The organism is Lignipirellula cremea (assembly GCF_056501455.1).
The window spans coordinates 6,237,226-6,252,407 of sequence record NZ_CM151415.1 but is presented as its reverse complement, the minus strand read 5'-3'; the positions used below and the strand labels follow the sequence as shown (position 1 = coordinate 6,252,407).

18 protein-coding genes are annotated in these 15,182 nt (G+C 66.7%); 12 read left to right on the top strand and 6 right to left on the bottom strand.

Annotated elements, in window-relative coordinates; translation table 11 throughout:
* Positions 1 to 38 precede the first annotated feature (38 nt).
* From SH602x_RS24605 to SH602x_RS24585, 5 genes are all read left to right on the top strand, one after another.
* Positions 39 to 677, top strand: a complete 639-nt coding sequence (locus SH602x_RS24605) for an ECF-type sigma factor (RefSeq protein ID WP_479474779.1) — start codon at positions 39 to 41, stop codon at positions 675 to 677.
* A 41-nt stretch (positions 678 to 718) separates the two neighbouring features.
* Positions 719 to 2,020, top strand: a complete 1,302-nt coding sequence (gene terL / locus SH602x_RS24600) for a phage terminase large subunit (RefSeq protein WP_479474778.1) — start codon at positions 719 to 721, stop codon at positions 2,018 to 2,020.
* A gap of 182 nt (positions 2,021 to 2,202) precedes the next feature.
* Entirely contained in the window at positions 2,203 to 2,598 is a 396-nt protein-coding gene (locus tag SH602x_RS24595; RefSeq protein ID WP_479474777.1) for a hypothetical protein, read from the top strand.
* 107 nt (positions 2,599 to 2,705) lie between these two features.
* Positions 2,706 to 3,911, top strand: coding sequence for a phage portal protein family protein (locus SH602x_RS24590; protein WP_479474776.1), 1,206 nt, complete (start codon positions 2,706 to 2,708; stop codon positions 3,909 to 3,911).
* Between the two features lie 135 nt (positions 3,912 to 4,046).
* Complete coding sequence (locus SH602x_RS24585; RefSeq protein WP_479474775.1) at positions 4,047 to 4,523, top strand: GNAT family N-acetyltransferase; 477 nt, start codon at positions 4,047 to 4,049, stop codon at positions 4,521 to 4,523.
* Between the two features lie 10 nt (positions 4,524 to 4,533).
* Here SH602x_RS24585 and SH602x_RS24580 read toward each other — a convergent pair whose 3' ends face one another.
* The 4 genes from SH602x_RS24580 to SH602x_RS24565 all read right to left on the bottom strand — a co-directional run bounded on the left by SH602x_RS24580 (position 4,534) and on the right by SH602x_RS24565 (position 7,543).
* Complete coding sequence (locus SH602x_RS24580; RefSeq protein WP_479474774.1) at positions 4,534 to 5,058, bottom strand: hypothetical protein; 525 nt, start codon at positions 5,056 to 5,058, stop codon at positions 4,534 to 4,536.
* A 5-nt stretch (positions 5,059 to 5,063) separates the two neighbouring features.
* On the bottom strand, positions 5,064 to 5,933 hold the full coding sequence (ypfJ, locus tag SH602x_RS24575; RefSeq protein ID WP_479474773.1) for a KPN_02809 family neutral zinc metallopeptidase: 870 nt from the start codon (positions 5,931 to 5,933) through the stop codon (positions 5,064 to 5,066).
* A 173-nt stretch (positions 5,934 to 6,106) separates the two neighbouring features.
* Positions 6,107 to 6,859 carry an acireductone synthase gene (gene mtnC, locus SH602x_RS24570; RefSeq protein ID WP_479474772.1) on the bottom strand — a complete coding sequence of 251 codons (753 nt, stop codon included), beginning with the start codon at positions 6,857 to 6,859 and terminating at the stop codon, positions 6,107 to 6,109.
* A gap of 84 nt (positions 6,860 to 6,943) precedes the next feature.
* Positions 6,944 to 7,543: a DUF6940 family protein gene (locus tag SH602x_RS24565; protein WP_479474771.1), complete on the bottom strand. Its 600-nt coding sequence runs from the start codon at positions 7,541 to 7,543 to the stop codon at positions 6,944 to 6,946.
* A gap of 249 nt (positions 7,544 to 7,792) precedes the next feature.
* On the opposite strand from SH602x_RS24565, the gene SH602x_RS24560 reads away from it, so the two are divergent.
* Positions 7,793 to 8,008, top strand: coding sequence for a DUF1653 domain-containing protein (locus SH602x_RS24560; RefSeq protein WP_479474770.1), 216 nt, complete (start codon positions 7,793 to 7,795; stop codon positions 8,006 to 8,008).
* A 99-nt stretch (positions 8,009 to 8,107) separates the two neighbouring features.
* Positions 8,108 to 8,386, top strand: a complete 279-nt coding sequence (locus SH602x_RS24555) for a hypothetical protein (RefSeq protein WP_479474769.1) — start codon at positions 8,108 to 8,110, stop codon at positions 8,384 to 8,386.
* A gap of 20 nt (positions 8,387 to 8,406) precedes the next feature.
* Here the strand turns inward: SH602x_RS24555 and SH602x_RS24550 are convergent, their stop codons facing one another.
* Positions 8,407 to 8,931, bottom strand: coding sequence for a hypothetical protein (locus tag SH602x_RS24550; RefSeq protein ID WP_479474768.1), 525 nt, complete (start codon positions 8,929 to 8,931; stop codon positions 8,407 to 8,409).
* Positions 8,932 to 9,229: 298 nt separating this feature from the next.
* The gene (locus tag SH602x_RS24545; protein WP_479474767.1) at positions 9,230 to 10,171 is read right to left on the bottom strand and encodes a phosphatase domain-containing putative toxin; all 942 of its coding nucleotides are present in this window, start codon (positions 10,169 to 10,171) and stop codon (positions 9,230 to 9,232) included.
* A 262-nt stretch (positions 10,172 to 10,433) separates the two neighbouring features.
* Between SH602x_RS24545 and SH602x_RS24540 the strand changes: the two genes are divergently transcribed.
* The 5 genes from SH602x_RS24540 (at position 10,434) to SH602x_RS24520 (ending at position 14,986) form a co-directional block, all read left to right on the top strand.
* On the top strand, positions 10,434 to 11,660 hold the full coding sequence (locus SH602x_RS24540; RefSeq protein WP_479474766.1) for a hypothetical protein: 1,227 nt from the start codon (positions 10,434 to 10,436) through the stop codon (positions 11,658 to 11,660).
* A 194-nt stretch (positions 11,661 to 11,854) separates the two neighbouring features.
* Positions 11,855 to 12,265, top strand: coding sequence for a hypothetical protein (locus SH602x_RS24535; protein WP_479474765.1), 411 nt, complete (start codon positions 11,855 to 11,857; stop codon positions 12,263 to 12,265).
* A 181-nt stretch (positions 12,266 to 12,446) separates the two neighbouring features.
* Positions 12,447 to 13,502: a hypothetical protein gene (locus SH602x_RS24530; RefSeq protein ID WP_479474764.1), complete on the top strand. Its 1,056-nt coding sequence runs from the start codon at positions 12,447 to 12,449 to the stop codon at positions 13,500 to 13,502.
* Between the two features lie 268 nt (positions 13,503 to 13,770).
* On the top strand, positions 13,771 to 14,280 hold the full coding sequence (locus SH602x_RS24525; protein WP_479474763.1) for a phage protein Gp36 family protein: 510 nt from the start codon (positions 13,771 to 13,773) through the stop codon (positions 14,278 to 14,280).
* A gap of 211 nt (positions 14,281 to 14,491) precedes the next feature.
* On the top strand, positions 14,492 to 14,986 hold the full coding sequence (locus SH602x_RS24520) for a hypothetical protein (RefSeq protein ID WP_479474762.1): 495 nt from the start codon (positions 14,492 to 14,494) through the stop codon (positions 14,984 to 14,986).
* Positions 14,987 to 15,182 lie beyond the last annotated feature (196 nt).

The following is a 15,182-nucleotide window of genomic DNA, read 5'->3' as shown; positions in this document are numbered from 1 at the left end:
CGTCGGCATTTAACCAGGCCCCGAGAGTTCATCGCCGCATGCCCGCCGTCGCTTCGCCAGCCCAACTACAGGAACGCCGGCGTCGGGCGGAGGATCGATACGTCCAGGGGGTTTCGATCGCGGAGATCGCGGCGGAGCTGGGCGTTTCCCAGAACGTCGTCGCGAACGATCTGCGCTGCATTCGCATCGCCTGGACTCTGGAGCGCGCGAGCGAAGGCGACGCCCGGCTGGAATTGGAACTGCGCAAGATCGATCGCCTGGAACGCGAGGCCTGGAGAGCGTGGGTCCGCTCGCAACAGGATCTCGACTCCACCAAGGTGAGCCGCGACGGCGCGAAGGAGAAGGCGGAGCGAACGCTGCGCAAGCAGTCCGGCGATCCGCGATTCCTGGTCGTGGTGAAGGACTGCGTCGATCGCCGCTGCCGACTGCTCGGCCTGTCGGCGACGACTCAGAAAAAGAACGCCGGAGAGCATCCGCTGCCGGCCATCGAGGTCGTCGTACGCGACGCCGACGAACTCGAACGTCTCTGGTCGGTCGACGACCTGCTCGAACGTCTCGGGCGAGAGCAGGAAGCGTCGAAGGAGGATCCGGTGCAGACCCTCATGAACTCTCTCGCTGCAGGCGCCGAAACGCCGGATGCCGACGGTCGCGACCCGGATCAGGAGGCGACGGCATGACGAAGCGAGTCATCAAAGGGGCGAAACGAAACGCGCGCTCCGTGCGGCCGCTTCCCGTCTCGGCGAAGCAGGCGGAGTTCCGGCGGTCGAAGGCCTGGATCCGCGGCTTCTGTGCGGGGCGCGGCGCGGGCAAGACCCGCATCGGCGCCGTGGACCTGCTTCTACGAGCGCGGCCTGGGGACGAACTGATGGTCGTCTCGCCCACCTACGCGATTCTCGAAGAGACGACCTGGACCGCCTTCCGCGAAGCGGCGGAGACGCTCGGCCTGTGGATCGGAGGAACCAAGTCGCCCTTCCCGCGAGCGAAGGTACGCACTCGCAGCGGCGGCTTCGCCCGCATCGCCTTCCGGACTGCCGAGCGGCCCGATCGTCTCCGCGGACCGAACAAGGCGGGACTCTGGCTTGACGAGGCCAGCCTGATGAGCCGGGACGTGCTCCGCTGGGCGCTGCCCGTGCTGCGCAGTCGCGGGCGGATGGGCTTTCTGACGCTCACCTTCACGCCCCGCGGCAAGCGGCACTGGACCTACGACCTGTTCTTCGATTCTGCCGGCAACGTGCGACCCGACACGCACCTGATCCAGGCGCATGCGTCGGAGAATCCGTTTCTTCCGCGGGAGTTCGTGAAGCGTCTCGCGCCGCAGTACGGCGACACGATGCGGCGCCAGGAACTGGGAGGCGAGTTCGTCGAGATGATCGGGTCGTTCTTCCGCCGGGAGTGGTTCGCCTTCGACCTGCCCCCTCGCCGGGCGCGGCGCGTACGGTACTGGGACAAAGCGGCGACCCCGGGCGGAGGCGCTTACTCCGTCGGCCTGTTGATGGCCGAGCGTGCGGGGAAATGGTGGGTCGAAGACGTCGTCCGCGGACAGTGGTCGCCTGCCGAGCGAAATCGCCGGATGCTTCAGACGGCGCAGCGGGATGCCGCGACGTACGACGGCGAAGTCGTGATCGCCTTCGAGCAGGAGGGGGGCAGCGGCGGACGCGAGTCGGCAGACGAGACGATCCGTCTGCTCGCGGGCTATCCCGTCGTCCGAGACGTCGTCGGCAGATCGGGCTCGTCCGCGCCGCTCGAAACGCCGGGTCGCTATCACGCCAAAAAGCTCCGCGCGCTGCCGTTCGCCGCGCAGGCCGAAGCCGGGAACGTCGCTCTCGCACCGGGCGAGTGGAACGACGACTACCTCGAAGAGTTGATCGCCTTTCCGGAAGGTCCCTATGCCGACCAGGTCGACGCTTCGTCGGGCGCCTTCGCGCAGCTTGCGCGAGGCCTCGACGCGACCGCGCCGCCCGAACGAACGATTCGCGAACCGATCGACGCTCGCCGCCACGGCATCGCGTGGCGGAAGTGAAGTGTCCTTCCGTAGGGTGGGTCTTGACCCACCTTCCTTCGGAGGCCAGTTGCCGCTTGAGGGGCTTCGGGCGTTCGCGCCGTCATCCCCATGCGGCTCCGTGTCGAGGATCGTGAGAACGACAGGTGGGTCAAGACCCACCCTACGAAGATTAAGACTCCCAGCAACACGAAAGGCTCTCCATGCCCAAGCCCCAACGTTTCCCGATGACCGCCGTGCAGAAATGCGGCTGGACGGCGCTCGCCCGCGTCGTGCAGGACGACGGGTCGCTCGCGCAGGCGGCGACGCTGGCGAGCGTGAGCGCCCTCGTGGAGAACGCCGCGGGCGAGATCGTGTTCGAGCAGGCGTTCGAACCGGACGACGTCCTGCTCGCCTCGCTCGCAGGAACTCCCGCTTCGCCCGATCCGCGGTGGGAGGAGGACTCCGTCGGCTACAACTTCCGCGCGACGCTGCCCGCCGCCGCGTTCGAAGAGCCCGGCCCGATCGTCGTGGAGTTCGTCTTCGAACCAATCGCCGGTTCGCCCTGGCGTTTGCGCTACGAAGGGGTCGTCCTGTCGCGACTTGACTCGGCTGCTTGACGTTCTTCGTAGGGTGGGTCATTGACCCACCTTTATCGCAATCCGTTTCGCCGCATCTGGTGGGTCAATGACCCACCCTACAAAAACTGCTTGCCCACGGGTCACCCATGATCGCCGCTCCTGAACTGCTTTCGCTGCCCGACTTCGCTTCTCCTGGTTCGTTCGGGGGCGAACGCATGGTCCGCACGTTTCCGCATCCTGACGAGGCGTTGCGGCACCGCATCGACAACGCCCGGTTCATGCGGAACGAATGCTCGATCATGGAATGCCTCGAGACCCGGCAGCGGAGTTCGGCGCTGTTGCCCTGGCGGCTCGTACCCGAGCGACCGAACGATCCTGCGCAGCGAGCGCTCGCGGAGGATCTGACCATGCTCGTGCGGCGCGTGCCGAGGTTTCTGGAGTACCGACGGAACCTGCTGGAGGCGCTCTGGTACGGACGTTACGCCGTGACGCATGTCTGGGAGTCGGTCGAAATCGCCGGCCAGCGCCGTTACGCCATCGTCGACTGGGAACCCCGCTGCGGCGACAAACTCGTCTTCCGTTCGCCTCGTTCGTTTCCTGACGGCGACCCCCGCGGCGTCGGCATCCGCGTGTCGAAGCCGCCGGCGGAAGGGGCGGAGGGACGTGACCGCTACGTCCGCACGTCGGAAGGCTGGGTCTATTTTCTGGCGCGGGAAGAGCGACCGCTGCTCGCGCTCCATCAGCATCTGATCGAGGACGGTCCGCCGGAGGAACAGGCGCTGGCGGGGTCGCGGTTCGGCGTCGGCATTCGCAGCCGGGTTTACTGGTCGTGGTACTCGCTGCAGGAGTGCCTCTCCTACCTGATGGAGTTCCTCGAACGCTCGGCCTTGGGGATCGAGATCTGGTCGTACCCCTCCGGCAACGCCGAGGCCGAGAAGGCGACGCGGAAGGCGGCCCAGGAGCGGATCGGAGGAGGGCGGTCGATCGTGCTCGTCCCCAAGCCGCCCGGCGACCAGGCCCAGCAGTTCGGCGTGCAGCACATCGAACCGGGCCTCGGCGGAGCGGAGGCGCTGCAATCGGTCATCACCGACTACTTCAGCCGCAAGATCAAGCGTTACGTCCTGGGCCAGACGCTGACGAGCGAATCCGAAGCGACCGGCCTCGGCAGCGGCGTCGCGAGGGCCCATCAATCGACCTTCGACGACGTCGTCCGCTACGACGCGCAGAAGCTGGCCGAGACCCTGACGACGGATCTCATCGAGCCGCTGAAGACGTTCAACTTCCCCGATGCGAAGGGGACGACGGTGCGGTTCGAGTTCGTGCTGGATCGGGAGGAAGCGCGCGCCGCGTAGACGTTAACGCGGCGGCCTCGGCCAACTCTGTCCGTATACTTCCTGACTGCGAGATCCGAAGCGGCGACAGCGCTGTCCTGTCCGCGATCGAACGCCGCAGGTCCGGGACGCCGGTCGGGACGGAAGGCAGCTGGCATGACGACGAATCGAACGATCGGGCTTCTCCAAGTTCCGCGTGACGGAGCCTTCTCGCCCGACGAGCCGCTGTCCGACGTTTTGCGGCAGGCGCTCGACAGCACGATCGCATTCTACGATCGCGTGGGATTTCATCCGCCGTGGGTGAGCTATCTAGCCTTGGCGATCGATGATGACCGGAGTCTCGCGACGGGCTTCGTCGGAGCCGGGGCGTTCAAGGGCCCGCCGCAGGAGGGGCAAGTCGAGATCGCCTACTTCACGTTTCCGGGCGAAGAATCGCGAGGCGTCGCGACCGGCGTGGCCCAAGCGTTGGTCCAGATTGCACGGAAGTCCGACGCTCGCATCCTCGTCAACGCCCGCAAGCTGATCGAGCTCAACGCGTCGCACCGCGTGCTGACGAAGGCCGGCTTCCAAAGCTCTGGCGTCGTCGTCGATCCGGAGGACGGCGAGGTGCTGGAGTGGGTGTACGGCGGGTAGAACTCCGCTCCTAAACGTGCTCGGCGAGTGCGGCGACGAATTCTTCTACTGTCGGTCGTGGACCTTCGCCGTAGTTGAGATGCTCGCTCGCGGTCCATTCAGCGAGGACAGTTCCCGACTGGCGGACGCTCTTCTCCAGCGTGAAGTATCGCCCGGTGACGTCCTTCGGATCGGGACGTTCGTTGCTCGTGAGATCGATGAATGCGACCAGCGCCGTCAGGTGCGCCTCCGCCAGTCGGGTCGGCGGAGGCAATTCGACGACGACGCTCGGAAACGTCTTGACCCGAACGCGATGGAGCTTCACCTCGTCGGCCTTGAAGCCCATCGGTCGCCCGCAGGCTTTCTCGACGTCGCTCATCAAGTCCTGGATCAACCTTCCGGCATCCGGCGAGGCGGCAATGGCCAGGAACGGCACGGGCTGCGCCAGGGCGAACCCGCGAAGCGCAAGATGCGCTAGCGCGTAGTGCGTCGACGGTCCCTCGCCTTCGTCGGGAGGGGACGCTTTTTTGCGATTCAAAAAATCGAAGATGCCCACGCGTTCTACAACCTCTCGTACGGCAGCTTGAAGAGCTGATCCATGGCCTTGAGGTCGCCGGATTCGAAGCCGGCGCGGAACCACCTGGCCCGCTGGGCGGAGGTGCCGTGCGTGAAGGAGTCTGGCACGACGCGACCCTGGGCCTCCCGCTGCAGCTTGTCGTCGCCGACGGCCTGCGCGGCGACCATCCCTTCCTCGATGTCGCCCTGTTCGAGGATGTTCTTCGTCTTCTGTGCGTGATGGGCGAAGACGCCGGCGAGGTAGTCGGCCTGCAACTCCAGCCGGACCGACATGCGGTTCTCCTCCGGTCCGCCGCGCGCGGCGTTGACCTTGTCGGAGTAGCCCGTCAGGTTCTGCACGTGGTGGCCGACCTCATGCGCGACGACGTAGGCCATCGCGAAGTCGCCCCGGGCGCCGAGCTTGCCGGAAAGCTCCTCGAAGAACGACAGGTCGAGATAGACCTTCTGATCGCCGGGGCAATAGAAGGGGCCGACGGCGCTGCTGGCGGTGCCGCAGGCCGAGTTCACCGAACCGGTGAAGAGCTCCATTTGCGGCTGCTGATACTCCGCGTTCAGCTGCGCGGGAAACTCCGCGTTCCAGACGTCCTCCGTATCGGCCAGCACGACGGAGACGAACTGCTTGATCGGTTCCTGGCGCTCCAGTTCCGCGGGGTCGACCGGCGCCTGCGGAGCGCCCCCTTGCGGAACCTGCTGCAGAACGACGAGCGGGTTGCCGCCCATCAGGTAGACGACGCCCATCATCAGCAGGATGCCGACGATCCCGATGCCGCCCCCCACGCCGGCGATACCGCGGGCGCCTCCTCTGCCGCGGCTATCGATGACGTTGCCGCTCTGCCTTCGCCCTTGCCAGCGCATGACCCTGCTCCGCCGAATAGCTGCCGCGTCGTCGAACGATCGACTTTTCGCTTCAGATTCTAGCGGCGCGCCGTGCGAAGAGCAGTCCTGCCGAAGCGTCGGCGAACCTGGGCGGAAAACCTCAGGCGGACCAGTCGATGTTCCGCGTCAGGCGGACCAGTCGATGTTCCGACTCAGGCGGACCAATCGATATCCCGCAGCGACGCGATCCGGCGCAGGCCGTACGTCTCGTCGCCGGCGTATTTCGGATTGCCGGGTCGAACGGCGAACGCGGTCGCCAGGCCCGCTTCCTCCGCCGCCTTCAGTTCGGCAGGGACGTCGCTGACGAACAGGATCTCGTAAGGGTCGTACTCCATCGCCTCGGCGATCAGGCGGTAGCTCCGGGCTTCCTTCTTGCTGCCGACGGTGGTGTCGAAGTGGCCGCGCAGCGTGGGCAACAGGTTCCCCGCCTGCGTATGGCCGAAGAAGGCCTTCTGCGCCGCGACCGATCCGGAGGAGTAGATCCGCACGTCGCGATCGTCGGCCTTCCAGTCGCGGAGAACTTCCGGGACCTCGTCGAAGACCTGGGCGATCAACTCACCCGACGCGAAGCCCGCGTTCCAGATCATCCCCTGCAGGGTCTTCAGGCCCGTCCACTTCCTGTCGGCGTCCATCTGCCGCTCGACCTCCCGGGCGACCGCTTCCGCCGGATCGACGTCGGGCGAAGCTTCCCGTTCCTTCGCGACGAGCGCATCGAGATCGGGAAAACCGGCGTCGACGGCGATCTGCTTCGCGGCGGCGAGTACCTCGGGGCGGTCCAGTCGTTCCGTCAGAAACGGGCGGACTTCCCGCCGGGCGAACGGGAACATCACGTCGAAGACGTACGCGATCGGGGCGACCGTCCCCTCGATGTCGAGCAGCGTCGCCTGGCCGGAAAACGCGAGCATGATCCGCAGGCCGAGAGGGAACGAACGAAAGAAGTGGGTTAGCTTAGAGAGCGCGTTCGTTCGCGACAAGCGAGGGCGGGGCCGCTACTTCGCGACCGCGTAAGGCTTGTGCGAGTAGTACTTCGGGCGCTCGTCCAGGCGGATGTGCAGCCACGCGACGCCCATGCCCGCCGTGCTGAGCCAGATCGGCTGCATGCCGGCCCGCTCGAGCAGGGTCTCGCCGACGACCTTCCAGAGCTCGCGAATCTGCTCCTCAGGCGCGGTCCGCACGAACGCGGCCAGATGGACGTAGTTCGCCGTCTCCGAGACCGGCAGCGGGGCGATCAGGTAGGCGTCGCCGCTGAGGTTTTCGAAGCCGGCGATCGTCACGTTCGGGAGCGTCGCCAGCTCGAACGCCTCCGCGAACGAGGAACTGTCGGGACTGCGCGAATCGATCGCGTCGAATTGCGACAGCACGCACTCGAACGGTCGGTCGAGCGTCGCGGCCTTCACCGCAGGGCATTCCCAGCGGTAGCCCCGAAAGGGCGAATCGGCGAGCGCCTGGGCGAAGATCCGCGCGAACGCGTCGTCGCTGCGCCAGGCTACGCAAGCTTCGCGGAACGAAAGGACGCGATCGCCCCGCTGAAAGGTCAGGCGCTCCAGCGAGGGCGTGAGGTTTTCTCGTTCGATGTGCAGTTCGGTCATCGAGCTAGGGCGTCGTCAACGTAAGGGTTTAGGATTCGGCGCCGCATCGACGCACTTGTCATCATTTGCCGCCGAATCACTTCGTGATCGACGGTCGTTGCGCGTCGCCCAGCGAAGCTGGGCTTGACGCTCCACTAGGTCGAAGCGGCGGTAGGAGGATTCGAGCGAGACGGATCTACGGTAATGGCGTTACGATACGCTCCCCGTCCCTCAGTTTCGAGAACCCTCCCCACGGATCGCCCGCCGACCATGCACGTTCCGCCCGGTCGCTATCGCCACTACAAGGGACAGGACTACCTCGTGATCGGCGTGGCGCGGCATAGCGAAACGGAGGAGGAACTCGTCGTTTATCGCACCGACTACGGCGACCGGAGCCTGTGGGTGCGACCGAAGGCGATGTTTCTGGAAACCGTCGAGGTCGCCGGGCGAACCGTTCCCCGATTTCTATTCGTCGGCGAGAGCTGATTCGTTAAGATCGAAGGGACAGGGAGCCGCCGCAGGGCACGTGACGGGCCCTTCTTCGATGAGACGAGGCTCGTCATGGGCGCAGGTGAGGACGGATCGATGGTCGCTTTCGGTATCGTGACGGTGATCTTCTCGACGATCGGGATCATCTCCGTCGTCGCGATCGCCGGCGCCTACCTGATCAATTATCGGGGTCGCATGCGGACCCGCGAGATGGGCTTTCGCCTGGTCAACGAAATGGTCGCCCGCGGCATGCCGGCAGACGAAATCGTGCCGATCCTGGCCGCCTGGCATCAGGACCGCCGCGCCGGCAAGCGCCTGATGGACGAGCGCAAGGGCGGAACGTTCGTCGAAATGACGAAGAAGCCCCTGCGGTAGCCGGCCCCGCCGGTACGCGATCAGCCGACCGTTTCGCTTTCGGCAGCGAGTCGCCGCTCGAGCGTCCAGAAGTCGTCGAGCGACTCCATCGGCTCGGTCTCGAACGTTCCCTGTTCCAGTTCGATTCGCCGGCCCGTCTCCCGCGAAGCGATCATCGCCAGATCGGCGAGCGTCAGCTTGCCGGGCGGAAGGGGAACCGATCGCAGCTCGGGCGGAGCTTCCGCGGCTGCCTGCGTCGTGCTCGCCGGCTGGACCTGGGGGGTCGGACCGGTCGCCGTGGCCGGGGCGTCGGACTCTGCCGGGAAGAACATCGCTCCGTTCCCGAAATCGACGGCGAACGCGATGATCCCGGGAAGGAAGAAGAAGCAGAGACCGATCGCGTCGAGCCCGACGACGGTCCAGTCGACGTTCCCGCGACGCGTCTGGCCCACGCGTTCGGGATGCATGAGCGTGCCGCAACCCGTCGCCGCCGCTGCGAACAACGCCGACGACGCGACGACGAACGTTCGCCGCGAGGGGAGAGGCTTCGCGGGTTCGACGCTCATCGGCAGGCGTTGACGCAGGTCCGTACGCCTGTCGCGAGACGCCGGCCCCCGACGCCTCTCAGGCGGCGGAACGTTACTTATCCCCGCCCGACGGCGTCAACGCCAAAGGTGCGAGCGAATGGATCGACGGATCCAGGACAGGCCGGTGTGCCATGGCTGGCTTGCCCAGCCGTGCTGTCCCTGCTGCGTCGAAGCTAGAGGAATCATCGGGTAGCGCATCCGAGACTAACCTCACGTCGAAAACACGGCTGGACAAGCCAGCCATGGCACACGGGGGCCTACAGCAACAGTTCCGTATTCAGTCGCGATAGTCCGTGTGACACTCGACGCAGGTCTTCATCAGCGCTCCGAGCGCGGCTTCGGACCGTTCGCGATCGTGGCCCCGCGCGGCTTCGTGCAGGAGCGTCGACGCTTCGACGGACCGCGTAAGCTCGGCGAGAAATGCGGCGTCGTCCTTGAACTGCTCGTCCGAGTCGGGCAGTTCGCGCTGCGTCTCGACCAGTTGCTCCAGCGCGAGCAGACTGTCGGAATCGGCCTGCGTCCAGTCGTCCCGGCTTAGCGCCCGCTTCGTCCGGAAGAGGGCTTCCAGCGCCTCGGTCTTCCGCGAGAGCGCGGCCATCCGCTCGGCGAGCGCTTCGACCGGCGCCTGTTCCAGCAGCGGCGGAAGTTCGGCGTCCGCCGGCGGAACGACATAGGCCTGCACGTCTCGCCAGAGACCGTCGTACTTCGGCGACAGGCCCGCCCGCTTCAGATAGTCGACCGCCTGCTCGGGCGTCAGCTCGCCGCAGGCTCTGCCCGCGATGGCGGCCATGGCCGGTCCGCGATGCTTGCCGTGGTGGCAGTGAACGTAGATCGGTCCATCGATCGCTCGCAGCGCGTGCGTCATGGCGTCGCCCGCGGCCTGCGGAAGGGCGTCGTATCCGATCGGAATGTGGACGTAGCGGAGGCCGTGCTTCTTCGCCATCTTCAGGTCGGGCGCGATGCCGTCGACGCTGACGATCGTCTTCACGCCCCGCCTGGCCAATTCGGCGAAGTCGGCGTCCGTCGTCGGCTGCGACCCGGAGTAGAGCCGCGACCCCGCGACCTGCCAGTTCTCGATGGTCGTCCCGGGCAGCGTCGGCGCCGGTTGAGCGACCGCCGTCGAAGCGGTCCCCGCGAGCACGAGAAGAAGGAGGCTCGCGCGAGCGATCGAGAGACCGGCCGAAGCGCGCAGGCGAAGGATCGTCGCGGCAGAAAGCATCGGGCTGAAGCTGATCGAGCGGCGCGGAATCGGGAGGGGCGGACGCCTTAGGACCTTCATCGTAACCGCCTGAAGAGAGAGCGACTGCGCGTCGGTCGCGAGTCTCTATTCGCGAGCGGGCGACCGATCTGACTCGCGAAACGGAGCGGCGAAAGAAAAGTGTCGCCTTTCGAACAGGACGCTCCCTACGATGCAAGCGTCGAACGAATAGTGAACGCGTGATCCCTATTCGGGTCGATTCGCATCGCTCCGGAGATTCCACATGTCGACGCCTGCTGCCGCTTCTGCGGGCAACGCCGAAATCGCCCCGCCGTCCCGCCGATCGGTTCGCGAACTGGCGACGCTCGCCCGCGAACAGTTCCCTCCCAGTCAGTTCGTCCACGCGGAGGGCGTCTGCGTCTTCGTGGAGCATGAGACGCTCGGCGCCGACGGTCAGCCGCTGAAGTTCGACGCGGCGGCGCTCGCGGGGATCGTCGAATCGTGCAACGCCCGGATCGCGGAGAGCGGTTCGTTCCCGACCCTCTCCGCGGGGCACACGCCGACGCCGGAAGAGAAGGCGAGCGGTGTTCCCGTGCCCGACGTCGTCGGCTTCTGCGGACCCTTCCGCCTGGGGCGATTCGGCGCCAGCCAGAAGACGGCCATCTTCGCCGACGAGTGGCGACGACGGGACTCGGTCGAGCGGCTGTCGCGTCTGCCGCGGCGGTCGGTCGAACTCTGGCGAGCGGCCGAGCCGCAGAGCGCCTTCTTCGATCCGATCGCAGCGCTCGGCGCCGAGACGCCGCGACTGGCCCTCGGACTGAACTATTCGATGCAGGGCGGGGCGCCCGTTCTTCGCTACGCCGCCGCCGCTCCGCAAGTCGCTTTCGAGGAAGCGGCGCCGATGGCATCGAGCGTCGATGCGAGGGCAGTCTCTCCCGATGCACTTCGTCAGGAGGTTCAGTCCTGGCTGCAGCGCGGCGAGGTCCAGCAGGTGCTCGAACGCTACTTCGCCGAACGAGCGGGCGCGGTGCGCGTCGCTACGGCGAACGTCGAAGGACAGACGACGCAGCCGTCTTCGGATCCTGCCGCCATCGATGCCTCCGCGGCGGAGTCGCACGCGGAACTGGCGAAGGCTCATGCGGCGCTCTGCTTTTCGATGGAGCGGCTGCAGCGCGAAACCTCCGACGTGCGCCGCGAAGCGCGGCTGGAACGGCTCGCCGCTTCGCAGGCGCTCGACCTGGAAGCGGAGAAGGGCCGCTGCCTGTTCGCCCGGGGTTCGAAGATGTCCGACGAGGACTTCGAGCGGCATGCCGAGACGCTCGCTCGCTACGCCCAGTCGCTGCCGCTCGGGCGATCCCTCCCTGTCGGAATCGAACCCGATAGCTCCGACAGCCGGCCCGCTCGTCCCGACACGATCGCCGCCGCCGTCGACTACGCCGACCGCATGCGTCGATCGGGTTCGCCCGTCCGCTTCCGTGCGGCGCTCGCACACGTTCGCGGCGAAGGGTGAGCGATCGTAAGTCAGGCATTGCCTGACGACGACATGAAACGGTCAGCCGCCTTCGTAGCGGTTGATCGACGGAGATAGCCGTCAGGCAATGCCTGACCTACCGGGAAAGCACGGCTGGGCAAGCCAGCCATGGCACACGGGTGCGTTCTGACGCCACCCGAACTTTCAGCGCTTCCAGCTTTCGAGGAACCTTCATGAACCTGACCGTCGCATTCCGTGCGGGGGGAGACGTCGCTCCCTGTCGCTTCGTCACGCTGGCCGCGTCGGCCTTCACCATTCAGGCCGCGACCGCAAACCAGCCTCCGATCGGCGTGAGCTTCTCCGGCACGCGGGAGGCGCCGGTTCCGTCCGCGTCGCCGTTGCTGGCGATCGCCGGCGAAGGTTGTCCCATCTGGGGACCGGGCGAAACGGCGCTGCTGGAACTGGGCGGCACGGTGACGACCGGGGCTCTGCTCAAGAGCGACGCCAGCGGCAAGGGCGTCGCCATCGCCGCGAGCGGAACCGACCTCCAGCGCTACGGCGCCGTCGCCCTGGAACCGGGCGCCGCGGGCGAACGGATCCGCGTGTTGATTCAACCCGGCGTGCTTCGCCCGGCGCTGACGTAGTCGTCGCCTTCGTAGGGTGGGTCATTGACCCACCTGCTCCTGAGACCGCGTTGCCGTATCCGGTGGGTCAATGACCCACCCTACAAGACTCTGCATTCTGCACGGCTGGACAAGCCAGCCATGGCACACGGGTCTGTTTCACGGGCCATCCGTCTAACTCGCACACGAAGAGATATTCCCTATGTCCGCTGCGTATCCCTCGGGATCGAACACGTTCGTCAAGGATCATCAGGCCACGGGCGGTCTGGTGGTCGACTTCAGTCGCAACGTCGAAGACTTCGCGCTGAACCGGTACGTCCAGATCCGGCCCGTCCGCAAGGAATCGGGCTACTACCTGGAGATGACGGTCGAGGAGGCGGGCCGCGTGCTGCACTCCGACCTCGCCGACTTCGTCTGGCCTGATGGTCAGGATCGGCCCAGCCATCCCGACGGCACGGAGTCGTTCCGCTTCCGCGAATACCGGACCGAGCGCTTCGACTACGGCTTCGTCCTAGGCGACAAGGCCATCGACCAGGCCGACTGGGACGTCCTCGAAAGCCACGGGCGGATCAAGGCCCAGCAGGCGATGACCGCGCGGACGCAGCGGGCCGTCGTCGCGATGACGGATGCGGCCGCTTACGACGCCAGTCACGTCGCCGACGTGGCGGAGATCGACGGGGCGACCGGCCCGTGGCACGAGTCGACCGTCGAGACGCAGGACGTGCGGCGCTCGCTCGCCTTCGCGGCCAGCCTGATCCGCAAGGACACGCTGGGCGTGGTGAAGACCCGCGATCTGCGGCTGGTGCTGGGGCCCGACGTCGCGCGGCAGATCGCGCTCGCGCCGGAGATCGTGGAGTACGTCGCGCACTCGGAACGGGCGACGGCACAGGTCCGCGGCCTCGCGCCGCGACGTAACGCCGACTATGGCTTGCCCGACTATCTCTACGGCGTCGAGGTCGTCGTCGAGGACGCGGTCAAGGTGACCAGCAAGAAGGGCGCCGCGTCCGTGCAGCGGACTTACCTGATGCCGGACGACGTCGCCGTGCTCGTCTCGCGACCGGGCGATCTGGTCTCTCCCGGCGGCGGGCCGACGTTCTCCACGCTGATGCTGCTCGCCTACGAGGAGATGGCGGTCGAGACGCTCTACGACCAGCGGAATCGCCGGACCGAAGGGCACGTCGTCGACGACCTCGCGGTGGTGATGACGGCGCCCGCGACCGGCTTTCTGTTCCAGGGCGTGACGACGAGCGGAGCGTAAGACTCTGCAGCGAGTTCCGTCTGAGCGGGGGACGTAAGTCCCCCGAGTCTTGTAGGGCAGGCCGTGCCTGACGTTCGTCGAAGACGAAGCTGGCCGTGTGCCATGGCTGGCTTGACCAGCCGTGGATGCGGCGCCCACAGAGGCGGAGGTCGATCTCTTGGGACAGATCGCGCCTCGCCTCTGACATCCCTCCTTCGTTCGCACGGCTGGACAAGCCAGCCGTGGCACACGGGTCTATCGTTCGGGTCATCGTCAAGGATCAGTTCTCATGCCGCTCGCGACTCATGAAGACCTGCTCGCCCGGAAGCGCTCGGCGCTGGTGCATGACCTGATCGCGGACGACGGCGTCGCGCTGTCGCCGGCGGAAGTGCGTCGTCATCCGGCGCTGCTGGCCGCGCTGGGCGATGCCGACGCGGCGATCCGGGCGGCCCTTGCGGCGGGGAAGCGTTACCTGCCGGCAGAGATCGACGCCCTGCCGGAAGAGTCGCGAGCGCTGCTCGTGCGGATCGCCTGCGACCTGGCGGCAGCTTTTCTGATGGAACGGAATCCGGCTCGGGACGCTGAAGAGACGGTCCGTGCGCGGGAGCTGGCCGAGCACTGGCTGCATCAGCTTCGCGACGGCTCGGCCGCGCTGCCGGGATCGGAGGCAGAGGGAGCGGGACTGCCCACCGTGAACGGTCCCACGGCGCTCGAATACGACCGGCTGAATCTGCTGCCCGATCGCGTGCGGAACTACTTTCCCGCGCGACATGGACGTCTTCCGAAGGACCGTCCGTAGGACGGTTGAACGAACATCGCATGGTATCCGCTCCTTCGGGTGGCGCTGGCTCCGCCAGTGTTGTCCCTGGTCAGAATCGGCGGCAAGAGAGGATCTTCTCTCGCTTCGACACTGGCAAAGCCAGCGCCACCCGAAGGAGCCGGACCTGCTGTCCAAGTCATTCCCCAGTTCGTGGCAGGCGAGGGCGCCAGCCCTACAAGAGTGAGATGCTATGACCGTCGAATCGTATGCCGAAGGCGCCCAACGGCTGTTGCACTTCCGCGATGGAAGTTGGCGGACGGTGGGCTGGCTGGCGGAGCCCGTGCGCTGGCAGCCGAAGTACGACTGGCTTCCCTGGCGAACCGACGGACAGGGCGAGGCCTGCGGGCCGGCGGCGTGGATCCTCGCGGGCGCGGCGCTCGAATGGTCGGCAGCGCTGTCGCGGTGGGACGCGGAGGAACTGGTCGCGCTGCGCACCGTCGCGGGCTTTCGTGACGACGGGACGCTTTCCGACGGAATGCTCGGCAAGCTGTTCGTGCCGGGCGTGCAGACCTGGCGCGTCGCGGTGCAGGGCGATCGCCTCCGAAGGACGCTCGCCGCGTCGCTGCTGATCGGGCCGGGGGACGTCTCTCCTTCGCGTCGCGCCGGGACGCTCACGCTCGCCTGGCGCTCGCCCGTCGATCCCGCGACCGGCAGGTTCTGGCAGGAAGAGACGGTCGAGGCTTAAGTCTTGCAGGCCAGGCACGGAATCCTCCCGTGTGCCATGGCTGGCTTGTCCAGCCGTGCGATGCGAGGAAGCGCCGAACCAGCAGAGTCGATCGATTCAGGCGTCCGCGTTCGACCCGATGGTCGCCGGATTCACGGCTGGACAAGCCAGCCATGGCACACGAACGCATCGAGAAGCGACCCGGGCGCCGATCGCT